This window comes from Lentzea alba, assembly GCF_011067745.1.
In the GTDB taxonomy this organism is placed as follows: domain Bacteria; phylum Actinomycetota; class Actinomycetes; order Mycobacteriales; family Pseudonocardiaceae; genus Lentzea; species Lentzea alba.
The window spans coordinates 210,322-230,296 of record NZ_JAAMPJ010000012.1; the positions used below are offsets into that span (position 1 = coordinate 210,322).

At 70.2% G+C, this 19,975-nt stretch carries 24 protein-coding genes; 11 read left to right on the plus strand and 13 right to left on the minus strand.

Going from position 1 to position 19,975, the window contains the following annotated elements; translation table 11 throughout:
* Positions 1-65 precede the first annotated feature (65 nt).
* Genes G7043_RS35835 through G7043_RS35870 form a run of 8 tightly spaced genes read right to left on the minus strand, consistent with a single transcriptional unit; the run spans position 66 to position 7,513 of the window.
* Positions 66-644 carry a GTP-binding protein gene (locus G7043_RS35835; protein WP_166053103.1) on the minus strand — a complete coding sequence of 193 codons (579 nt, stop codon included), beginning with the start codon at positions 642-644 and terminating at the stop codon, positions 66-68.
* Positions 628-978, minus strand: a complete 351-nt coding sequence (locus G7043_RS35840) for a DUF742 domain-containing protein (RefSeq protein ID WP_166053104.1) — start codon at positions 976-978, stop codon at positions 628-630. The genes G7043_RS35835 and G7043_RS35840 overlap by 17 nt, the downstream gene beginning before the upstream one ends.
* 3 nt (positions 979-981) lie before the next feature.
* Complete coding sequence (locus G7043_RS35845; protein WP_166053106.1) at positions 982-1,419, minus strand: roadblock/LC7 domain-containing protein; 438 nt, start codon at positions 1,417-1,419, stop codon at positions 982-984.
* Positions 1,416-3,740: a sensor histidine kinase gene (locus tag G7043_RS35850; RefSeq protein WP_313888234.1), complete on the minus strand. Its 2,325-nt coding sequence runs from the start codon at positions 3,738-3,740 to the stop codon at positions 1,416-1,418. Before G7043_RS35850 ends, G7043_RS35845 begins: the two co-directional genes overlap by 4 nt.
* Positions 3,737-4,510: an ABC transporter ATP-binding protein gene (locus G7043_RS35855; protein WP_166053108.1), complete on the minus strand. Its 774-nt coding sequence runs from the start codon at positions 4,508-4,510 to the stop codon at positions 3,737-3,739. Before G7043_RS35855 ends, G7043_RS35850 begins: the two co-directional genes overlap by 4 nt.
* Positions 4,507-5,364, minus strand: a complete 858-nt coding sequence (locus tag G7043_RS35860; protein ID WP_166053109.1) for an ABC transporter permease — start codon at positions 5,362-5,364, stop codon at positions 4,507-4,509. Before G7043_RS35860 ends, G7043_RS35855 begins: the two co-directional genes overlap by 4 nt.
* Complete coding sequence (locus G7043_RS35865) at positions 5,361-6,347, minus strand: ABC transporter substrate-binding protein (RefSeq protein WP_207312177.1); 987 nt, start codon at positions 6,345-6,347, stop codon at positions 5,361-5,363. The genes G7043_RS35860 and G7043_RS35865 overlap by 4 nt, the downstream gene beginning before the upstream one ends.
* Positions 6,348-6,382: 35 nt before the next feature.
* Positions 6,383-7,513: an agmatinase family protein gene (locus G7043_RS35870; RefSeq protein ID WP_166053110.1), complete on the minus strand. Its 1,131-nt coding sequence runs from the start codon at positions 7,511-7,513 to the stop codon at positions 6,383-6,385.
* A gap of 435 nt (positions 7,514-7,948) precedes the next feature.
* Here G7043_RS35870 and G7043_RS35875 point away from each other — a divergent pair, with 435 nt between their 5' ends.
* From G7043_RS35875 to G7043_RS35885, 3 genes are read left to right on the plus strand one after another with little or no spacing between them, the layout of a single operon-like run.
* The gene (locus tag G7043_RS35875) at positions 7,949-9,010 is read left to right on the plus strand and encodes an NAD(P)/FAD-dependent oxidoreductase (protein WP_166053111.1); all 1,062 of its coding nucleotides are present in this window, start codon (positions 7,949-7,951) and stop codon (positions 9,008-9,010) included.
* A complete protein-coding gene (locus G7043_RS35880; protein ID WP_166053112.1) occupies positions 9,007-10,350 on the plus strand; it encodes an amidohydrolase family protein in 1,344 nt (447 codons plus the stop codon). The genes G7043_RS35875 and G7043_RS35880 overlap by 4 nt, the downstream gene beginning before the upstream one ends.
* Entirely contained in the window at positions 10,347-11,300 is a 954-nt protein-coding gene (locus tag G7043_RS35885) for a LacI family DNA-binding transcriptional regulator (protein WP_166053113.1), read from the plus strand. The genes G7043_RS35880 and G7043_RS35885 overlap by 4 nt, the downstream gene beginning before the upstream one ends.
* Positions 11,301-11,341: 41 nt before the next feature.
* Here the strand turns inward: G7043_RS35885 and G7043_RS35890 are convergent, their stop codons facing one another.
* Positions 11,342-12,826 carry a DUF1349 domain-containing protein gene (locus G7043_RS35890; RefSeq protein WP_166053114.1) on the minus strand — a complete coding sequence of 495 codons (1,485 nt, stop codon included), beginning with the start codon at positions 12,824-12,826 and terminating at the stop codon, positions 11,342-11,344.
* Positions 12,827-12,911: 85 nt separating this feature from the next.
* On the opposite strand from G7043_RS35890, the gene G7043_RS35895 reads away from it, so the two are divergent.
* Genes G7043_RS35895 through G7043_RS35920 form a run of 6 tightly spaced genes read left to right on the plus strand, consistent with a single transcriptional unit; the run spans position 12,912 to position 16,204 of the window.
* Entirely contained in the window at positions 12,912-14,060 is a 1,149-nt protein-coding gene (locus G7043_RS35895; protein ID WP_207312178.1) for a sensor histidine kinase, read from the plus strand.
* Positions 14,057-14,743, plus strand: a complete 687-nt coding sequence (locus tag G7043_RS35900; protein ID WP_166053116.1) for a response regulator transcription factor — start codon at positions 14,057-14,059, stop codon at positions 14,741-14,743. The genes G7043_RS35895 and G7043_RS35900 overlap by 4 nt, the downstream gene beginning before the upstream one ends.
* 9 nt (positions 14,744-14,752) lie before the next feature.
* A complete protein-coding gene (locus G7043_RS35905) occupies positions 14,753-14,947 on the plus strand; it encodes a hypothetical protein (RefSeq protein ID WP_166053117.1) in 195 nt (64 codons plus the stop codon).
* A gap of 2 nt (positions 14,948-14,949) precedes the next feature.
* Positions 14,950-15,762: an MBL fold metallo-hydrolase gene (locus G7043_RS35910; RefSeq protein ID WP_166053118.1), complete on the plus strand. Its 813-nt coding sequence runs from the start codon at positions 14,950-14,952 to the stop codon at positions 15,760-15,762.
* A complete protein-coding gene (locus tag G7043_RS35915) occupies positions 15,759-15,926 on the plus strand; it encodes a hypothetical protein (protein WP_166053119.1) in 168 nt (55 codons plus the stop codon). The genes G7043_RS35910 and G7043_RS35915 overlap by 4 nt, the downstream gene beginning before the upstream one ends.
* A gap of 26 nt (positions 15,927-15,952) precedes the next feature.
* The gene (locus tag G7043_RS35920) at positions 15,953-16,204 is read left to right on the plus strand and encodes a hypothetical protein (protein WP_166053120.1); all 252 of its coding nucleotides are present in this window, start codon (positions 15,953-15,955) and stop codon (positions 16,202-16,204) included.
* A 13-nt stretch (positions 16,205-16,217) separates the two neighbouring features.
* On the opposite strand, the gene G7043_RS35925 is transcribed toward G7043_RS35920, so the two are convergent.
* The 3 genes from G7043_RS35925 to G7043_RS35935 are packed head-to-tail and all read right to left on the minus strand — an operon-like array spanning position 16,218 to position 17,818.
* Positions 16,218-16,799: a DUF2231 domain-containing protein gene (locus tag G7043_RS35925; protein ID WP_166053121.1), complete on the minus strand. Its 582-nt coding sequence runs from the start codon at positions 16,797-16,799 to the stop codon at positions 16,218-16,220.
* 56 nt (positions 16,800-16,855) lie between these two features.
* The gene (locus G7043_RS35930; RefSeq protein ID WP_313888247.1) at positions 16,856-17,032 is read right to left on the minus strand and encodes an Orn/Lys/Arg family decarboxylase; all 177 of its coding nucleotides are present in this window, start codon (positions 17,030-17,032) and stop codon (positions 16,856-16,858) included.
* 24 nt (positions 17,033-17,056) lie between these two features.
* Entirely contained in the window at positions 17,057-17,818 is a 762-nt protein-coding gene (locus G7043_RS35935) for an alpha/beta fold hydrolase (protein WP_242643041.1), read from the minus strand.
* A 135-nt stretch (positions 17,819-17,953) separates the two neighbouring features.
* Here G7043_RS35935 and G7043_RS35940 point away from each other — a divergent pair, with 135 nt between their 5' ends.
* Both G7043_RS35940 and G7043_RS35945 read left to right on the plus strand, forming a co-directional pair.
* Positions 17,954-18,964, plus strand: coding sequence for a Ppx/GppA phosphatase family protein (locus tag G7043_RS35940; protein WP_166053123.1), 1,011 nt, complete (start codon positions 17,954-17,956; stop codon positions 18,962-18,964).
* A 53-nt stretch (positions 18,965-19,017) separates the two neighbouring features.
* Positions 19,018-19,365: a hypothetical protein gene (locus G7043_RS35945; RefSeq protein WP_166053124.1), complete on the plus strand. Its 348-nt coding sequence runs from the start codon at positions 19,018-19,020 to the stop codon at positions 19,363-19,365.
* Positions 19,366-19,445: 80 nt separating this feature from the next.
* Here G7043_RS35945 and G7043_RS35950 read toward each other — a convergent pair whose 3' ends face one another.
* The gene (locus G7043_RS35950; protein WP_166053125.1) at positions 19,446-19,910 is read right to left on the minus strand and encodes a YbaB/EbfC family nucleoid-associated protein; all 465 of its coding nucleotides are present in this window, start codon (positions 19,908-19,910) and stop codon (positions 19,446-19,448) included.
* Positions 19,911-19,975: the final 65 nt, after the last annotated feature.

Genomic DNA, 19,975 nt, shown 5'->3' on the forward strand with positions numbered 1-19,975 from the left:
GTAATCATTGTCGTTGTCGGGTTTGCACCGCCTCTCGGGGACGTGCGATTGCGCCGGTCGAGTGATCAGGCCAGCGGGGCGGTCGCCCTGGCCAGCGTGGTCCGCAGAACGGTCAGCAGCGCATCCCGGACCGACAGCTTCACGCGGGCGTCGAAGCTGATCAGCGGGATGTGGTCGCCGATCGCCAGTGCCCAGCGGATGTCCGCCACGGCGTGGCTGAGCCGGCCGTCGAAGAGGTTGACCGCCACGACGAACGGCAGGCCCGCCTTCTCGAAGTAGTCGACGGCCGGATAGCACTCGTCGATGCGCCGCGTGTCGACGATGACGAGCGCGCCCAGCGCGCCCAGCACCAGGTCGCGCCACATGAACCCGAAGCGGTCCTGGCCCGGCGTGCCGAACAGGTACAGCTTGATGTCGTCGTCGATCGTGATGCAGCCGAAGTCGAGCGCCACCGTGGTGGTGGTCTTGTCCGGGGTGTGCGCGGTGCGGTCGGCGTCCTCGGACGCCGTGGTGATGGCCGCCTCGGTGCGCAGCGGCGTGATCTCCGAGATGGACGACACCGCTGTCGTCTTGCCGACCCCGAAGCCACCGGCGATGATGATCTTGACCGGCGTCGGGGTGCGGGGCTCAGCTGATGGCTTCAAGGCGGCGGATGATCCTCTCGATCATGGCGGGGTCGCCGGCGAGGTCGGCGTTGGGTCGGTGGGCGGCGACGTACCCGAGCGCGGCCAGGTCCGCCACGAGGACTCGGGCCACACCGACGTGCAGCCCGAGAATCGCGGCGATCTCCGCCACCGACGTGGGTTTCGTGCAGAGCGCCACGATGTCGCGGCGCTCGAACGACAGGACCGCGTGGGACGCCGCGCCGAGATCACTGGTCACCACCTGGGTCTCGAGCTCCAGGTTGCGGTCGATCGGCTCGGTCCGCCCGGAGGTGAGCAGGTACGGCCGCAGCAGTGAGACGTCTCGGTCCCGCATGCCCTACCGCCCGACCGTGAACTTGAGTTCCTCGATCACCTGCGGGGTGAGGACGGCGCTGGCGCGGTTGGCGAACATCGCCATCTCGTAGGCGATCGTGCCGAGACTGGCCTGTTTGGACGCCAGCACGCCCAGGGCGCAGCCGATGCTGATGGTGCAGACGACCAGGTAGCCGTGGCCGAGCTCGACGATGACCTTGTCCGGCGCGCCGAGCGGGTGGCAGTCGGAGACGCCGCCCGCAAGGCTCAGCATGGCCGAGGTGATCGCCGCCAGCCGGTCGGCGTTCTCCCGCACCAGGTCTGCCGACATCGCGACGAGCAGGCCGTCGGAGGACACGGCGATCGCGGCCAGGGCGCCGGGGGTGCCCTGGGTGAAACGGGACACGAGCCAGTTGAAGTTCTGGGCCTCGACGCTGGTCCGTGCGGCGGGAAGCGCGCTCATTCACTGCTCTCTTTCGTCTGTTGCGTGCCTGCTCCGGCGGCGGCGCCCAGAGCCAGGCCGTTCGCGAACGCGTCCAGGGCGGCTCGTTCGGCGGCGGGGTCGCGCTGCTGCCAGGCGGCGACGTGCTCGGCAGCGGGGTGGGCCGGCACCGGGGTGATGTCGGTGCGCAGGCCGGGGGAGAGGCTGGCGCCCGGCACCCGCCGGGTCAGGCCGGCGCGTCCGTCGCCCTCCGGGGTGGCCGCGGGCACCGGAAAGGGCTGCGGCAGCACCGCCACGCGGGCGATGGCGGTCGACACCAGCGTGATCTCCGTGGACAGGTCGCCGGACAGGTGGTCGGGCTCGGAGATCGCGGCGGGCAACGTGAGCGTGATGTCGTCGTCGCCCATGAACCAGCCGAAGTCCTGCTCGTGCGTCCGTAGTTGATGAGGGGAGCTTTCATAAACCTCAGGTTTGTGAAAGCTCCCCTCATCAACTGTGAGCAGACCTGGCGGCACGGTGACGCGCGCGGTGACACCGCCGCCGTCGGTCGGGAGGAGCTCGACGGCGAGCGAGTGCCTGCGCGCCAGCCGGCCCACCACGAACAGGCCGAGGACGCTGGTCGGCGTGATGTCCAGCCGCTCGCGTTCCACCAGGCGCAGGTTCTCCTCGGTGAGCTTGGCCTCGGTCATCCCGATGCCGTGGTCGACGATCCGCACGACGCAGGGCCTGCCGGCCGGGCACGTGATGTCGACCTCCACAGTGGACTCCGGCGGAGAGAACGAGGTCGCGTTGTCCAGCAGTTCGGCGAACAGCTGGATCAGGTCCGCGCCGAGTGCGGGCGCCACCGTGACCTTGGCGACGGTGCCGAGCCGGACCCGTTGGTAGTCCTCGATCTCCGCCAGCGCCGAACGCAGGACGGTGCCCAGCTCCATCGGGCCGGAGAGCCTGGTGTCCTCGCGGGTGCCCGCGATCACGAGCAGGTTGTCGGCGGTGCGCCGCAACCGGGTGGACAGGTGGTCGAGCTGGTACAGGCCGGCGAGCAGCTTCTCGTTCTGCTCGTCGCGTTCCAGCTCGTCGACGAGGGCGAGCTGCCTGCCTACAAGGCTGCGCGTGCGCCTGGCGACGTTGGCGAACATCAGGCTCACGTTGCGGCGCGTGATCGCCTGCCGTTCCACGAGCTGCGCCGCGGTGCCCTGCACGCGGTTGAACGCCTCGGCGAGCCGGCCCAGCTCGTTGCCGGACGACACGTCGATCGCGCTGAGCCGCGCCACCTGCTCGTCGGGCACCTCGGTGTCGGTGACGCGCACCAGTTCCCGGCCGGCCAGGTCGGCCACCGCGCCCGCCGCGTCGGTGAGGCTGCGCAACGGGTTCGCGATCGAGCGGCGGACGGCGATCACCAGCCACACGACCAGGGCGAACAGCGCGGCGCCGCCGAGGCCGACGGTCCACACCACCACGGCGGCCTGGTTCGCTCGCGCCGCGGCGGCTGCGGTGATCTCGTCGGTGACCCGGTCCTGCGCGACCCTGCGCATCTCCGCCTGCGCGGACACGGCGGCCAGCGCTTCCGTTGCGAACGACGGGCTCGGCTCGGTCGGCAGCCGCGTGGCGAGCTCGTCGACCTGGCGGGCCTCGGTGCCCTCCTCGACCGTCACGACCAGTGCGGCGTGGTCCGCGTCGGCCTGTTGCACGAACCGCTCGGTGAACGCGCGGGCCTGCATCACGGCGTCGTTCTGCACGGCCTGTCCGGTCTGTCGCCGGGCCGCGGCGATGATCAGGCCGGTGTCGCGCATCGAGTGCTGCTCGGAGGCGCGCAGCAGTGCTTCGAGCGCGGTGAGCTGTCTCGTGCCCTCGGCGTCGCCGGTCTGTTGCGGCACGAGGCGCAGCGAGTCGATGACCGCGGTGATGGCGGCGTGGTAGGTCCGCGCGACGCCGTCGAACGACGCGCTGCCGCGCACGGCGTTCTGCCGCATCCCGGTCAGCGAACCCAGGCGCACCAACGCGGTCGTGAGCTCGTCGGACATCTCGGTGCCGAGCGCCGTGCGCACGTCCTCGGCCGCGGCGTCCACGTTGCCGTGCTGGCGCTTCAGGTTCTCGCCGTCACCGCCGGGCGACGCGAGGTGCGCGGCGGTGAGCACGCGTTCCCTCTGCAGTTCCCAGATCAGGTTGCCCAGCTCGCGCACCTGCCGGGCGGACTCGGCGGTGGCGGCGGCCGATCCGGCGTCCCCGGTCTGACCGAGCAGGAACGGCACCGCCACGAGCACCGCGGCGACCAGCGGAGGCACGATCAGCAGGTTGAGCTTGCGGCCGATGGAGTGCCCGTGCAGCAGCACACTTCGTCTCACCTGGTCACCCCGCAACGGTGCTGGGCGCGGACCATGTCCTCGATGGACGCGCGCAGCCCGAGGAACGCGGGCGTGCGCTTGGTGGCGAGATCCCTGTCCTCCGCGAGCGGGATCCGGGCCTCGGCGGCGACGCGACCGGGGTCGCTCGCGAGCACGACGACCCTGGTGCCCAGGAACACGGCCTCTTCGACGTCGTGGGTGACCATGAGCACGGTCGTGCCCGTGTCGCGCCAGATCTGCCTGATCAACAGCTGCATGTCCTCCTTGGTCTGCACGTCCAGCGCGCCGAACGGTTCGTCGAGCAACAGCACGTCGGGTTCGCAGACCAGCGCCCTCGCGATCGCGACGCGCTGCTGCTGGCCGCCGGACAGCTGGCGCGGCAACGACCGCCGCACGTCCGCGAGGCCGGTCTCGGCGAGGTACCAGTCGACCCTGCGGCGGCGTTCGGCGGCGTCCAGCGCGAGCAGCTCGAGTCCAAAAGCGACGTTGCGTTCCACGGTGCGCCACGGGTAGAGCGACCCGGTCTGGAAGACCAGTCCGCGGTCCGGTCCGGGCCCGGTGATCGGGTGTCCCTCGATGGTGATCTCGCCGCTGGTCGGCGTCGTGAGCCCGGCGACCAGCGACAGCAGGGTCGACTTCCCGGAGCCGCTCGCGCCGACGACGCAGAGGAACTCGCGCGGGGACACGGTGAGGTTCACGCCGTCGAGCGCGAGCTTCGGGCCACCGCGCTGGGGGTAGGACATGGAGACGTCGACGAGCTCCAGCGTCATGCGGCCCACCGCCCCACCCGAGCGCGCACCAGGCGCAGGGCCACGTCGATCGTCACGCCGATGACGCCGATGACGACGAGCACCGCGAAGATCTTGTCCGTCTGCAGGAACCGTTGCGCGCGAACGATCCGGTAGCCGAGTCCGGCCGTGGAGTTGACGAGTTCCGCCACCACCACGAAGTTCCACGCCGCCGCCGCGTTGACGCGAACCGCGTCGATGATGCCCGGCAACGAGTGCGGCACCACGACCTTGCGCAACACCTCACCGCGGCGTGCGCCGAGCGTGTAGGAGACGTCGATGAGCGGGCGCGGCACTCCCCGGACGACGTCGGCGGTCATCAGCGTGTTGAAGAAGACCGTGCCGATGAACAGGATCGCGATCTTGGAGGGCTCGCCGAGCCCGAGCCAGATGATGAGCAACGGGATGAACGCGCTCGCGGGCAGGTAGCGCAGCAGCCCGATGACCGGTTCGAACACCGCCTGCGCGGCGTGGAACGTGCCGATCAGGATGCCGAGCGGCACGGACACCAGCACGGCGAGCCCGAAACCTTCCAGCACCCGCCGCGTGGTCGTCCACACGTCGACCGCGAGCTCGCCCGAGCGGGCCATCTCCCAGCCGGCGGAGAGCACGGCGCCCGGCGACGGCAGGAACGTGGCGGGCACGACACCGCTCGCGCTCAGCACCACCCAGAACGTGAACGGCACGGCCAGGGATGCAACGGTGAGCGTAGTCGTGACGCGGCGGGAGATCGGTGTGCGGATGGTGAGCAGCGTGCGGGGCGGGCGGGTCCGGCGGGGCAGCGGTGGCCACGCGGCGCGGACGTCCGCCGCGCGCTCGGCGAGTGCGGTCTTCATCTCCGCACCGCCTTGACGAACCTGTCGTCGAACAGTCCGTCCAGCGAGGGCCGCTTCTGCGTGAGGCCGGTGCTCACCATGAAGTCCGCGATCCGGCCGGCCTGGTGGTTGAGGTGCGTGGGCGTGACGCCCGGCGTGAACGCGTCGATGTTCTGCCGCAACGTGAAGATGGTGGTACCCGCGTCGTAGGTGCGGTAGTCGTCGGTGCTCACACCACCGCGCTTGGCCATGATCTCGATGGCCTGGCCGTTGTTCTGCTTGATCCAGTCGAGCGTGTCGAACCACGTGTTCACCAACGCCTGCGCCGCCTCCGGGCGGTTCTTCGCGAACTCGCCGGACACGACGAGGTGGTCGGGGATGGCGCCGGGGAACTCGGCGGAGGTCGCGATCGCGCGACTGCCGGGGCGCTGCAGGGCGGTGGTGGTGAACGGTGCGAAGGCGCCGACCGCGTCGACCTTGCCCGCGACGAAGGCCGCGGCCGCCGCGTCGGTGGCGAGCGGCACCAGCTCGATGTCCTTTTGCGACAGACCGGCCTCGGTCAGGGCGAGCAGCAGCAGGTAGTGGTCGACGGTGCCCTGCTCGACGGCGACCTTCTTGCCCTTCAGGTCGGCGACACCCGAGATGCCCTCACGGGCGATCACCTGGTCGTTGCCGGTGGAGTTGTCGTTGACGAGGATGATCGTCTGCTGCGCGCCACCGCTGACCGAGGCGAGCGTGTCGTTGAGCGTCTGGCTGTTGGCGTCGATCGCACCGCTCGACAAGGCGTTGAGGCTGTCGGTGTAGCTGTCGAAGTACTTCAGCTCGACGTCGACGTTGTTGCTCCGGAAGAAGCCTTGTTCGTGCGCGACCTGCCAGGGGAACCAGCCGGGCCACGCGCTCAGACCCAGTGTGATCTTGTCGGTGGACGTGGGGGTCGATGTGCAGGCCGTGGCACACAGCAACACCAGTACGGCCGAGAAACGGCTGATGCGGCGGGAAAACAAACCGAACTCCTGTGAGATTCCGTTGTGGGGGAGGGCTAGTCGCCTGCGGAACGGGGCAGATGGCCCGCGCGGACGAGACAGCCGAGGGTGTCGCAGATGACCCTGGTGGCGATCAACGAGGTGATCTCCGCGTGGTCGTACGGGGGAGAGCACTCGACGACCTCGATGCCGGCGAGCGGCTGCGCGGCCACCAGCTGGATGAACTTGAGCACCTCGCGAGGCAGGAACCCGCCGGGTTCGGGCCAGCCGGTGCCGGGGACGAACGCCGCGTCGAGGCAGTCGACGTCGAAGCTGAGCCAGACGGCCTCGGCACCGTCCCACGCCACGTCCAGCGCCCGTTGCGCGGCGGCCTCGATGCCCATCTCCACGCAGTCGGTCACCGTCATGATCGTGGTACCGCGCTCGCGGCCGATCTTCACCCCTGGGCGGGGCGCCTGCCAGCCGCCGATGCCGATCTGGACGAGGTTGCGGGCCGGCACGTTCGGGATGTCCGTCGCGTGGAACCACGGCGTGGTGTGCATCCGCTCGTCCAGGTCGGTTTCCTGGGTGTCCACGTGCCGGTCGAAGTGGATGATCCCCAGATTTCCGCTCAGATGTTCGGAAACACCGCGCACGGTGGGATAGCCGATCGAGTGGTCGCCCCCGAGCACGACGGGAAAGGCGCCCGAGGAGTACACGTGACCGACGGCCTTGCTGATCTGGTCGAAGGTCTTCTCGATGTTGCCGGGAATGGTGAACACGTCACCGAGGTCCGCGATGGTGATGGACTCGCGCAGGTCCACGCCCAGCTCGAAGTTGTACGGGCCGTACAGCGCGGAGATCTTGCGGATGCCCTGCGGCCCGAACCGGGTGCCAGGGCGGTAGGTGGTACCGCCGTCGAACGGGGCGCCCAGCACGACGACGTCGTACTCGCCGCACGTGCGGACGTCCTCCACGAACGGCGCCTTGAGAAAGGTGTTGATGCCCGCGAAGTGCGGCAGCTCGCCGCGGGAGAAGGTCGGAATGCGCCTGTCCACAACGGAGTCCGCAGCGGGGAGCCCCAGTTCGAGGCCGCGCGCGACCTCGCGTTCCCATCCTGTTGTCGGTAACTCGCTCTCGCGTTCGACGGCGGCGCGTGCCTCCGGGCCGTAATTGTCGTGCAACGGTCTGCCGCTGCTCTCAGTCATCGGTGTCTGCACGCTTCCTGTGCGCATTCTGATGTACCGAAATGCGGAGGTCCCCGGAAACTCCGTGTTCTTTGACATGCACCTGGACGGAATGGCTCGTGATTCCAGTCGCAATTGAGATTCCAAGCTTAGCCGTGTGCGCAACCCCTTCTGCCGGTTCGGGCGTTATCGAATGGAGCAATGACTTCCGATACTTCGCCTTCACGTTGGGTGACGCGTCGCAGGTGGCCTGCGGTGTCGGTCGGCGAATGGTCCGCGCCAATGGCGTGCCAATTCGCATGATTACGATGTTTGGGGCCAATCGGGTGATTCCACGGCGCGCGGCAGAACGGGTCACGTATTTGAAGATCACTCGCGTTCATTGACTGCCGGCGGTCTGCGGGGCTACTGTGCAACTAGTTGCATGTAACTAGTTACATCAGCCGGGAGGGTGCGATGCGGGCTGTCGTGGTGGGTGCCGGTGTCTACGGCGCCGCGGTGGGAGCGGCGCTGGCTCGACGTGGCGCGGAGGTGACGGTCGTCGACGCCCGCGCGCCAGGTTCCGGGACGTCCGGGACGACGTTCTCGTGGGTCAACTCCCGCAACAAACAGCCGCTGATCTACCACGAGCTGAACGTCGCGGGAATGGCGGCGCACCAACGATTGGCGGCCGAAGTCCCGCTCGGCGAGTGGTACCACGGTGGCGGTGGCATCGAGTGGACCTCCGACGAAGCGGCGTTGCGTGCGAAGGTCGACGCTCTGCTCGCGCTCGGCTACGAGGCCAAGTGGCTGACCCGTGCCGAGGCACTGGACCTGGAACCCGGCCTGGATCCGGACCGGGTCCCGGCCGGTGGCGCCGCGTACTTCCCCGGCGAGGCGTGGGTCGATCCGGCGCGGTTGATCGCACACCTGCTGTCGAGCGGTGTCGACGTGGTGGCTGATGACGCGGTGGCCGGGCTGGAGTTGAACGGTGACGCGGTGCGGAGCGTGCGGCTGGAGTCCGGGCGGGTGCTGACCGCGGACGCGGTCGTGAACTGCGCGGGGCCGCGGGCGGACGAGGTCTCCGCGATGGCGGGGCTGGTGCTGCCGATGCGCAACCTGCCCTGCGTGCTCGTGTACACCTCGCCGGTCGCGGTCCCGGTGTCGAGGGTCGTGCACGCCCCGAACGTCCACCTGCGACCGGAGCCCGGCGACCGGATCCTGTTGCACTGCAGCGAAGTAGACCAGGGCGGGCAGGAGGCAGTCGACCGGTTGGTGCGCGACGCCAGGTCGTTGTACCCGGCGATGCGGGCGGCGACCGTCGAGAGCGTGCGCACGGGACAGCGGCCGATTCCCGGCGACGGGCTGCCTGTGCTCGGGCGGGTCGCCCAGGTGCGCAACTACTTCTTCGCGGTCTCGCACAGCGGCGTGACGTTGTGCTTGCACGCCGGCGAACTCGTCGCCGACGAGGTGCTCGGTGAAGATCGCGACGACGCGCTGGCGGCGTTCCGCTTCGAACGGTTCGAGGAGTCGCGATGACGACCGTCCTCCGCGGCTGCGACCTGGTCGACGGCCGAGGCACCGAACCGCGGCGCGGGGTGGACGTCGTGGTCGAGGGCGACACCGTCCGCGAGATCGTCGAGCCGGGGAACGGCGACTACCCATCGGCGGAAGTCGTCGACGCGGCCGGGATGCTGGTGATCCCCGGGCTGATCAACAACCACACGCACGGCACCGCGTACGGCCCGCTGTTCCCCAGCGGCCACGAACCGTTGCCGCTTCAGCAGGTGAACGCGAACCTCGACCGGCATCTGCTGGAGGGGACGACGGCAGTGCTCTGCGTTGACGGGTTCATCACCGCGGAAGCCGTTGCCAGAACCGACGAAGCGCATCCGGTCAACGTGAAGGCGGCCTCCTGCAACACACCCGCGTGCCTGGAGGCGGCGATCGTCGCGGACGGAGGCGGGCTGACCGAGGAGAACAAGGCTTTCACCGCGCGCCAGGCCGTGGCCGAAGGCGCGGTCGCGTTGGGCGAGATCGGCGCGGGGCACACGCTCGGCGGTGGCGGGGCGAGCTACCTGTACATCCCCGAGGAGATCGCGCGGCGCACGGGCGTGCGAGTCACGGCCTGGCAGGCGAACCAGCTGAAGATCGCGGTGCTGGGCCGGCACATCACCACGTCGGCGTTCGACCGCGACGCGGTGGAGGAGGCGTTGGCGGGCGCGAACCTGACCGGAAAGCTGTCCGTCGAAGACGCTCGCGAGATCGTGTCGGGCGTGGTCCTGCCGGCGTTCGACATCGCGTTGCGCGGTCTGGCCGAAGCGGCTGAGCAGGCCCGGGAACTCGACGTCCCGGTGCTCGTGCACAACGCCGCCGCGTCGATGACGCAGGTCGCCGCGATCGCCCGGACGGACGTGCGGCTGATCGCCGGGCACTCCAACCACCCCAGCTTCACGCCACGAGAAGCCCTGGACCACGCGGCGTGGTTGAAGGAACGGGGAGTGGTGATCGACGTGTCCATTCTGGACACTTTCGGAGGCGGACGGCCGGACCTGGGGCCAGAACTGCTCTACGCGATGTTCGAGGCGGGGCTGGTGGACACGATCTCGACCGACTACGCGGCCGGCCACCACGACCCGATCCTGCTGGCGATCGACCGGGCCACCAAGGCGGGCGTGGTCGGCCTGCCCGCCGCGATCGCGATGGCCACGTCCACCGTCGCCGACACGTTCCCCGGCCTCGCGCCCCGGCGCGGCCGGATCGTGCCGGGCGCGGTCGCCGACCTGGTGGTGACCGACCCGGCGGCACTGGACGACGTCCGGACCGTCATGATCGGCGGCAGGATCGTGGTGCGGGAAGGCAGGCGGGTCACAGGATGAAGCGAGTCACGATCGGTGACGTCGCCGCACACGCGGGGGTGTCCACCGCGACGGTTTCGCGAGTGCTCAACGGAGGTCTCGTCGCCGAGCCGACGGCCGCCAAGGTGCGGGCGGCCGCCGAGCGCCTCGGCTACAGCCCAAACGCGTTGACCAAAAGCATCTTCGCCGGCCGGTCGAGCACGATCGGCGTGGTCATCCGGGACTTGAGCAGTCCGTTCTACCTGGACCTGATCCGGGGGATCGACGAGGTGGCCGCGGCGAACGGCAGTCCGGTCATGCTGGCCAACACCTACCGCAGCGCCGACCGGGAAGCCGCCCAGGTGCGGGCGATGGACCAGCAACGGGTGCGTGGCCTGGTGATCACCGCCGACGAGACCGCCGACGACCACGCCCGGCGGATGGCGGAGAACGGCACACCGTGCGTGCTCGTCGCGCGCACCGCCCCGGGGTTGCATTCGGTCAGTCTCGACGACGTCGCGGCCGGGCGGTTGATGGCCGCGCACCTGGCCGACTGCGGCCGGTCCCAGGTTGGTGTCGTGAGCGGAGGCACGCGGCCGACGCAGGTCAAGCGGCTGGAAGGGCTGCGGCAGGGCCTCGCCGAGCACGGTCTGCCGCAGCCCGAGGAAGTGCTGGTGGGCAACGAGGACGAGGTGGACGGCGCGGTCGGGTCGTTGCTGCGCCGCAACGACGCTGTGGTGTGCACGACCGGCCGGTTGACCGTGGCCGTTCACCTCGCACTGACCGCACGGGGCCTCAAGATGCCCGACGACATCGGCTTCCTGACCATGGACGACTTCGCGTGGGCCGGCACGCTCGGGATCAGCGTCATCGCCCAGCCCTCGTACGAGATGGGGCGCGCGGCCGCGGAGCTCGTCGTCTCCGAGCCCGCGGCCCCGGCCCGGATCGTCTTCCAGCCCACGCTCATCGCGCGCGGCTCGTGTGAGTGCTAGTCACTATTGCTTCAGTGTTGAGTGAAAGACAGTCAGAGGCATTATCGCCAGTCGACGTCCGCCGCCGGTTCACGGCGCACAGCCGCCCACACGACGATGGCGGCGTACGCGCAGAGCACGACGAGACCCGCCCACCAGGGCAGCGGGTAGTACCCGGCCGAGGGCGCGTAATGCGCGATCACCTGCGGGTACTCCACCGTGGTCTGCTGGACGGCGAACGCGGCGGCCGGCGTGAGCCGCAACAGCCACTCGGAGACCGGGTCGGGCAGCAGCGGCAACGTCGCGACGGCATAGGGCAGTGCGATCAACGACAGTCCAATGAGGACCGCCACCCAACCGCGCCGCACCCACACACCGAGCGCGAGAGCGAGAACGGCACACAGCGCCAGCACGGCGGAGACTCCGACGACCACCCGCACGGTGGTCAGCACGGGGATCGCCGGCACCGCGATGCCGTTGCCCTTCAGGATCGCCGTGCTCAGCGGGAGAACGACGCCGACGGCGACCAGTCCGGTGACGAACGTGGCCCCTCCGACGACGGCTGCACGTGCCGCGATCACCGATCGGGAGTGCTGGGCCGTGCGGGCACCGTGGCGGGCGGCGACGACGATCACGATGATCAGCGCGATCACCAGGCCGATCAGGGAGTTCTCGACGACACGTGCGCCCTGCTCGCTGAGCGGGCCGATGTCGCCGACGCCGCTGACGGTGACGACGCCGTCCTTCTCCGTCGACCCTGACGCGTGGTGGTACTTCTCCCAGTCGGTGCGGTTCATGTCGTCGCCGACCGCCTCGCTCCGCCACGCGCCGGCGGCGCCGCCCTGGACGGTGACGTGGTCGAAGACGCCGACCGCCTGGGTGAACCGGACCTGTTCGGTCGCGCCGCCGAGGCCGACTCGGTGGAGGGTGAGGTCACCGGGAGAGGTCGCGAAGAGGCCGACCTGTGCGGTGGCGGGAAGTCCGTCGAGCCGCACCGTCGCCACGGTGTGCCAGCTCTCGCCGTCGTTCGACTCGGAGCCGGTGATGGTGTCGCCGTCGCGGGTCAGGCGCAGCCAGCGAGGTGACTGGTCCGTGACGCTGCCGCCACTTCCGGCGACGTCGTGGCGGTAGTTGTGCTGGAAGCGCACTCCGTGGGCGCCGGTCATCATGAGCGCCGCGTACTGCGAGCCCTGCCGCAGACCGTCCTTGACGATGATCCCGGCTTTCGCCCACGGCACCAGTCCCGGCACGATCTGGTCGTGGCCGGGCGGGGGATAGGTGATCGTCCCGGTCATCGCGGTGAGCCGGACCGTGATGCTGCCCTGCTCGCCCAGCTCGCGATGCCGGAACCAGAACCTGTCGCTCACGAAGGAGCCGTCATCGGCGGTGGGGACCGCCGGGCAGGGACCGTCGCACGACGAACGGTTGCCCATGGCGTACAGCAGACCCAGCGCGATGATCGTGAGGCCCGCGACCGCCAGGGCGATCAGGCGGCCGAGGCTGCGGAACGCGGTCCACTCCCGGCGGAGGTGTTCGGTGGTTGACATGCGTCTGTTCTAGGCAGCGGCGCACAACACGGGCCGAACCGCGGTTGTCATGCTGTTGTTAGGTCGGCCAGGGCATGCTGACAGCATGGTCGGACAGCGCAGAGGAACCGTGCGGTGGCGGTTCACGATCTTGTACGCCGTCGTGTTCCTGTTGTCCGGTGCCGGGCTTCTCGTCCTGACGTTCCTGCTGTCCGGTGGCAGCGTGAGCAACGTCGCCCCGGCGGGGGATCAGGTCGGGCAGGGCGGTTCCGCCGGCGCGGAGCTGCGGGTCCGGCTGCTGGAGGAGCAGCTGAGGACCGTGCACGAGCAGCAGTCCCGGCAGTTGCTGGTCGGCTCGCTGGTGGCATTGGTCGTGATGGCGGTGATCTCGTTGGTGCTCGGCCGGGGGCTGGCCCAGCGCGTGCTGCGACCGTTGCGGCTGATCACCGGTGCCACGCGACGCATCTCCGCCGACAGCCTGGACCAGCGGCTGGCCGTCACCGGTCCGGCCGACGAGGTGAAGGATCTCGCCGACACCATCGACGAGTTGCTCGAACGGCTGGAAGCGTCGTTCACCGCCCAGCGCCGCTTCGTCGCCAACGCCTCCCACGAACTCCGCACGCCGCTGGCGACGATGCGGGCGTCGCTGGACGTCGCGGTCGCCAAGCCCGACCCGGCCGCCTCGACCCTTCGGCTGGCGGACCGCCTGCGGACCCAGCTGGACCGGGTCGATCACCTGCTCGACGGGTTCCTCGTGCTGGCACGGGCGCAGCACGGCGCGCTGGCCGACGCCGCTCCCGTCGACCTCGGTGAGCTCGTCGACGCGGCGCTGCGCGAAAGGAGCGCCGACGCACAGCACAAGAACCTGACCGTGACGGTGGATCTGCCGCCGGTGATGACGACCTGTGGCAGTCCGGCGTTGTTGGCACGACTGGTCGGCAACGTCGTCGACAACGCCGTCACGCACAACGAGGACAACGGATGGATCAGGATCACCGGCTCGCTGCACGAGAAGGAGATGGTGCTGGTCGTCGAGACCGGTGGGCGGGTCCTCGACCAGCAGGACGTCGATCGGCTGCTGCTGCCCTTCGAACGGCTCGGCGACGACCGCACCGGCACCGCGGGACTGGGTCTGTCCATTGTGGCCTCCGTCGCCACCGCCCACGACGGCCGCGTCGCCCTTCTCGCCCGGCCCGAGGGCGGCCTGCGCGTGTCCGTGCACCTCCCCGCGGTGAGCGCACCGGTGGCGGCATGAGGATCCTCGTCGTCGAAGACGACCACGCCCTCGCCGAGGTCCTCACCGAAGGACTGCGGGACCAGGGCCTGGCCGTCGACCTGGCCCACGACGGACTGACCGCCGCCGCCAAGCTCGACGTCACCGCCCACGACGTGGTCGTCCTGGACCGGGACCTGCCCGGCCTGCACGGCGACACCCTGTGCCAGATGATCACCGAACGGGTGGAACGGCCGATGGTGCTCATGCTGACCGCGGCGAGCGCCCCCGGTGACCGGGTCAGCGGCCTCACGCTGGGCGCGGACGACTACCTCGCCAAGCCGTTCCACTTCCCGGAACTGGTGCTGCGGATCCAGGCGCTGGCCCGGCGCAAACCGCACGCGCGGCCCCGCACGCTGCAGGCGGCCGGGATCGAGCTGGACCCGCTGCGGCGCACCGCGGTGCGAGACGGGCGCCCGCTCCGCCTCTCGGTGAAGGAGTTCGCCGTGCTGGAAGCACTGCTGAGGGCGAGCCCCGGCTTCCTCAGTGCCGAGGCCCTCCTCGAACAGGTGTGGGACGAGAACGCCGACCCCTTCACCAACACGGTCACCGTGACGGTGGGCCGGTTGCGGCGCAAGCTCGGTGACCCACCGGTCATCGCGACGACTCCGGGGGTCGGTTACCGCATTTCCGGTGGCACGTTCAGCGGGCCGATGCCGGGGTAGCCGTTCGGCATGAGCGCCGAGCGGGAGAACCCCGAGCACGAGTACGACGAAGCGAGCCGAGCCTCGCTGAAGGAAGCCGGCACGGACGAGGCCGACACCGTCCCGGGGCGGAGCGGTTCCGGTTCGGTGCATCCCGAACCGAACCCGACGGGCAACGTGGGCCTCTCGGACCACTCGGTCGCCGACGACCCGGACCAGGGCTGACCATGACCGGCTCGCTGCAGTTCGTGGGCAACGCCACCACGGTGCTCCGGCTCGGGCCGTTCACGCTGCTGACCGACCCCAACTTCCTCCACAAAGGACAGTGGACGCACATCGGTCAGGGCGTCGTGTCGCGACGGCTCACCGATCCGGCGATCGAGATCGCCGACCTGCCCGAGCTGGACGCCGTGGTGCTCTCCCACCTGCACGGCGACCACTTCGACCGGGTGGCGAGCCGGGAGCTCGCCCGCGATCTGCCCCTGTTCACCACCCCGCACGCGGCGAAACGCCTGTCCCGCCGGGGATTCCGGGAAGCCGCGCCGTTGCGGACGTGGGAGACCGTCGCGCTGTCCCGCGGCGCGGCGAAGCTGACGGTCACCTCGCTGCCGGGCGCACACGCCCTGGGGCCGTTGGGACGCCTGCTCCCTCCCGTCATGGGCACCATGATCGAGTACCGGGAGGCGGCGGGTGTCCTGCCGTTCCGGATCTACCTGAGCGGCGACACGCTGGTGCATCCGGAGTTGCGCCGGATCCGCGACCGCTTCGACGGCATCGACCTCGCGGTCGTGCACCTCGGTGGCACCAAGGTGCTCGGCGTGCTGCTCACCATGGACGGCAAGCAGGGCGCCGACCTGATCGAGCTGCTCGCCCCGCGCACCACCGTGCCGGTGCACTACGAGGAGTACGGGGTCATGAAGTCACCCCTGTCCGACTTCACCGCGGAGATCTCGCGGCGCCGTGCCGGGTTCGAAGTCCAGGTGGTGGCGCGCGGAGAGACCGTCGCGCTGCCGCTGACCGAAGAGAGGAGTTCGTTGTGACCGAACCAGAACATGACCACGTGGAACGGGGTGCGGCCGAGGAGCAGAGCGGTGCGCCGTTGACGCCCACCGAGGAAGAGGCGGCGAACCGGGCGCCGAGCGACCCCGACGGTCCGGGTGCCGGTCTGGACGGCGGCGGCCGCTTCGGCGACGACGACGGCTGATCAGCGCAGGGAAGGAGCGAGTCGTCATGCCTGTTCCCGTTGACGACTTGAAAAGACTGCTCGAGTCGGATCAGTCGGATGCGACGCTGGTGCTGGTCGAGGGCAGCTACGTGGTGGCGGGCCGCGGGGAGCTCGCGACCGACGCGCTGCGCGGCGCCCTGCCCGTGGTCACGAGAGACGAGCTGCTGCACCGCGTCGGAGGACGGTCGACCACGGACCACGCCCTGGACGAGGTCGCCGCGACGCTGAACGCCGCGGTGGACAACCGAGGAGGGTGACGACGGGCTCGTCTCAGCGGACTCGCTGGGTGGACCGCCGCACCTCGAACGGGATCACGTTCTCGTCCTCCGCCGGACGTTGCCAGCGGAACACACCGGCGCCCTGAGCGTAGGCGAGGTGACCCCCGAGCGCGCCACCCACGCCCATCGCCGCCAGCCCGAGCAGGCTCAGCAGCTTGCCCTCGGCGTGGGCTTCCCGCCGTCGCGCGGCGTAGGAAGCGGTGAAGCAGGCCAGCGCGGTGGTGTTGGCGAGCGCGTGCACCACGCCGACCCGCTGCTGCCGCCGTCCCAGCCGGTCGTAGTCCGCCAGTCCCAAGAGGACGGTCGGTGGCGCCGCCGCCAGCCCGATGCCGGTGAGGCGACGTGCCGCGTCCTCGTTGCCCGCTCGGGCGTCCAGCGCCGACGCGCACACCCAGGCGCCGATGGGCACGGTGATCATCAGGGGATGCAGCGGATGGCCGAGCCACGATCCGCGCAGCACCTCGCGCAGGCGCGACCGCCCCAGCAACCGCCGGGCGACCGCCGCCACCGCGAGTGCCGGCCGGTCGGCGGCACGGAGGTTCTCCACAGCTCGCAACGCGTCATGAAGGTTCATGGCTGCGGGTTACCCCACCACGGGCCGTTCACCGCTTCCGGGGCACGGCTCCTGAGTCACGGCTTTCGGGTCACGACCCGGAAGCTCTTCAGTTCGGAGTCGGCCGGGTCGGGCAGCTGCATCCCGGCGTTCAGGCCGCTGCGGACGTAGTCGACGACCTCCTGGGTGATCACCTCACCGGGCAGCACGGCAGGCGCACCGGGCGGGTAGGGCGTGACCATCTCGGCGCAGATCCGGCCGTCCGGAGAAGTCGCTCGTCACCCGGCATCGCGCAGGTCGAACCTTTCGGCGGCCCACCTGGCGAGGCGCGGCCGCAGGGCGAGGTACACGTCCGGGTCCACCCCCATACCGGTGTGGGTGCTGTGCACCTCGACGCACTCGGCGGACGGGTCGAGGCTGAGCTGCCACGGCACGATGCCGTCCGACTTGGAGTACACCGACACCGCGGGCATCTCCAGCGGGGTGGTGGCCGCGGCGACGTTGTCCTCGAAGCAGGTACCCGACAGGCAGTCGTTGTCCATCAGACCGGGCACGCCGATCGCGGACAGCCCCGCGAGCGCCCTGGCGGCGAGCAGCACGTGCGGGTGCGCGCCCATCGGATCGAGCACCGGGCTGCCCAGCATCACCAGCCCGCACACCAGGTCCGGACGGCGAGCCGCGGCCAGGCGAGCGAGTCCACCGCCGCGGCTCTGGCCCAGCAGCACCACCGGCCCGCCGGTGGCCTCCACGTGCTCCTCCAGGCGTCGTTCGATGCGGTCCACCAGCTCGGAGGTGCAGCCCACGTTGAACCCGACGCCCGCGCCGGTCGGCTCGTAGCCGCGGTCGCGCAGCCAGGTGGTGGCGAGGCTGAGGCTGAAGTCGCCCGCGCCGAAACCGGGCACCAGGACCACGCCGAGGCCGCCGCCCTCGTGCGGGTTCGCGTCGCGCCACACCGAATGGCGCAGCAGACGGGGGATCGTGAAGGCGGCGACGGCGACGTGTTCGCGTGCCAGTGATCGCAGTTGTGCAACAGCACTCATCGTCATCTCTCCGGTCTGTCCGTTCAAGTGCAGAGGAATTAGCCCGGCAGACCGCAAGCAAACACGGAACAACGTCACGTTTCCGGGGCGTGAAACCGTGGTTGAGACCGGCCGTGACGCGGGTATGCGCACTGCATGCGTCTTGGCGTGCTGGACATCGGGTCGAACTCAGCGCAGTTGCAGGTGGTCGACGTGCGGCCGGGCGCTCCGCCGCTGCCGGCCCACTCGGTGAAGGCGCCGACCCTGCTGGGCGAGGAGATCATGCCGGACGGGTCGGTGAGTCCCGAGGGCGTCGAGCGCGTCGCGGTCGCAGTCGCGGACGCCGTGTCCGCCGCTCATCGCCACGGTGTCGACCAGCTGTACCCGTTCGCCACGTCCGCGGTGCGAGACGCGACCAACCGCGACGAGATCATCGACCGCATCCAGCGGACGATCGGCATCCGGCCGCAGTTCCTCGCCGGAGAAGAGGAGGCGCGGCTGACCTATCTGGCCGCGCACCGGTGGTACGGCTGGTCGGTCGGCCGTCTGCTGCTGCTCGACATCGGCGGCGGCTCGATGGAGATCGCACTCGGCCGCGACGCCGATCCCGAGCTCGCGCTGTCGCTCCCGGTGGGGGCGGGCCGGTTGACCCGCGCGTTCCTGCACCACGACCCGCCGAAGAAGGCCGAGGTCAAGGCGCTGCGCTGGCACGTCCGCGACACGCTGGGCGAGGTGGTCGACCGGTTGCGCTGGGAGGGCACGCCCCGCCGGATCGTGGCCACCTCGAAGACGTTCAAGCAGCTCGCCCGCCTGGCCGGGGCACCGCCGCAACGCGAAGGCCCGTTCGTCCGGCGGGAGCTGACCATCGAGGACGTGCGGAGGTGGATTCCCCGCCTGGCCAGGATGTCCGCGGCGCAGCGGGCGCGGTTGCGCGGGGTGTCGCAGCCGAGGGCCAGACAACTGCTGGCGGGGGCCCACGTGACGATGAGCGCGCTGGGCGTCGAGAGGGTGCGGATCTGCCCGTGGGCGCTGCGCGAAGGCATCATGCTGCAACACCTGGAAACCATGTCCGACACCAACGTCACGCTGCCGCTGCAGCCACTGGTGCGCATGCCCGAAGCTCCCACTGCCACCGTGACGCCGTTGCACGACAACCCAGCTGGTTGATCTGGGCGAGTTGGGCACTTGTGCCGCGGTCAGAGGGGCGCGACGCTTTCTCGGTGACGTCCGGAGGGCGGGCAGAAGCGCGGGTGCGCGGTACCGCGGAGCGCATCCGCGAGCTGTCGGCACGCCGTGCCCAGCTCAGCACGCGCGGCGGTAGAGCGTCGACGGCGGGAGATGCCGAAACGGCGGTGGCCGCACTGGCTGAAGCCCTGCACCACGCGGCACAAGCGCGGGAGAGTCTGCGCGAGAGCTTCAACAGCGCCGCTGCCGCACACGAACGAGCAGCGGAAGTCCGCGTCCAGGCGGCGGCCCGAGGTGGCAGCGGTGCCGCGGATCATCGGGCCGCGGCTGCCCGGCACAGTGCCGCCGCTCGGGCTGATCGCAGGCGCGCCGCGGAAATGTGAGGCGGACCCGAGCTCGTCCGGCGACGAGAAGTCGAGCCTCTCGAAGCGCTGCCTCCAGACAGTGGTTCAAGAGTCGCCCGTCAGACCCCGTCCTCCTCCATCACGGTCCGCCCGTCCCAGTCGTCGTCGACCCGGTCCGGCTGCCTAGGATGCCGCGGCGCCGGCGGCTGCCACTCGGCCTGAGGCGGCGGCTGCCACTCCGCTCGCGGCGGCTGCCGCTCGACCTGGGGCGGTGGCTCGGGAAACCGCTTCCTGGCATCGGCCATCACGAGCTCCGCGGCGGGCACGTTCGGTCCGATCGTCTGGAACATGGCCTGCCCCAACAGGTTCGGAATTCTCGCCTGCGCTCGCGCGAGGCACTCCATGATCTGTGCCGCCACCGCACCCGCCGGCTGCGGCTGCTGCCACCGCTCCTTGAGCACCAGACCGGTCAGCACACCGGAGGTCGACACCGTGACCTGAACCGTCCCGTCCCGGGACGACTCGGTCACGGACATTCGGGCGATCCTGTCGTTGAGCTCGCTCCACTTCGCGCTCTCGGGCACAGCGCCTCCCTGTCAGGTGGGAAAACCTGCCGCAGCTGGAACACGCGCCGCAAGCGGGACCAGTT

Coding starts and splice junctions, on each gene's coding strand:
- G7043_RS35890 (WP_166053114.1), bottom strand. CDS start 12,826: ATGTCAACCACCGAACACCTCCGCCGGGAGTGGACCGCGTTCCGCAGC.
- G7043_RS35875 (WP_166053111.1), top strand. CDS start 7,949: ATGCGGGCTGTCGTGGTGGGTGCCGGTGTCTACGGCGCCGCGGTGGGA.
- G7043_RS35870 (WP_166053110.1), bottom strand. CDS start 7,513: ATGACTGAGAGCAGCGGCAGACCGTTGCACGACAATTACGGCCCGGAG.
- G7043_RS35895 (WP_207312178.1), top strand. CDS start 12,912: ATGGTCGGACAGCGCAGAGGAACCGTGCGGTGGCGGTTCACGATCTTG.
- G7043_RS35910 (WP_166053118.1), top strand. CDS start 14,950: ATGACCGGCTCGCTGCAGTTCGTGGGCAACGCCACCACGGTGCTCCGG.
- G7043_RS35940 (WP_166053123.1), top strand. CDS start 17,954: ATGCGTCTTGGCGTGCTGGACATCGGGTCGAACTCAGCGCAGTTGCAG.
- G7043_RS35845 (WP_166053106.1), bottom strand. CDS start 1,419: ATGAGCGCGCTTCCCGCCGCACGGACCAGCGTCGAGGCCCAGAACTTC.
- G7043_RS35925 (WP_166053121.1), bottom strand. CDS start 16,799: ATGAACCTTCATGACGCGTTGCGAGCTGTGGAGAACCTCCGTGCCGCC.
- G7043_RS35900 (WP_166053116.1), top strand. CDS start 14,057: ATGAGGATCCTCGTCGTCGAAGACGACCACGCCCTCGCCGAGGTCCTC.
- G7043_RS35905 (WP_166053117.1), top strand. CDS start 14,753: ATGAGCGCCGAGCGGGAGAACCCCGAGCACGAGTACGACGAAGCGAGC.
- G7043_RS35935 (WP_242643041.1), bottom strand. CDS start 17,818: ATGAGTGCTGTTGCACAACTGCGATCACTGGCACGCGAACACGTCGCC.
- G7043_RS35880 (WP_166053112.1), top strand. CDS start 9,007: ATGACGACCGTCCTCCGCGGCTGCGACCTGGTCGACGGCCGAGGCACC.
- G7043_RS35840 (WP_166053104.1), bottom strand. CDS start 978: ATGCGGGACCGAGACGTCTCACTGCTGCGGCCGTACCTGCTCACCTCC.
- G7043_RS35860 (WP_166053109.1), bottom strand. CDS start 5,364: ATGAAGACCGCACTCGCCGAGCGCGCGGCGGACGTCCGCGCCGCGTGG.
- G7043_RS35920 (WP_166053120.1), top strand. CDS start 15,953: ATGCCTGTTCCCGTTGACGACTTGAAAAGACTGCTCGAGTCGGATCAG.
- G7043_RS35885 (WP_166053113.1), top strand. CDS start 10,347: ATGAAGCGAGTCACGATCGGTGACGTCGCCGCACACGCGGGGGTGTCC.
- G7043_RS35855 (WP_166053108.1), bottom strand. CDS start 4,510: ATGACGCTGGAGCTCGTCGACGTCTCCATGTCCTACCCCCAGCGCGGT.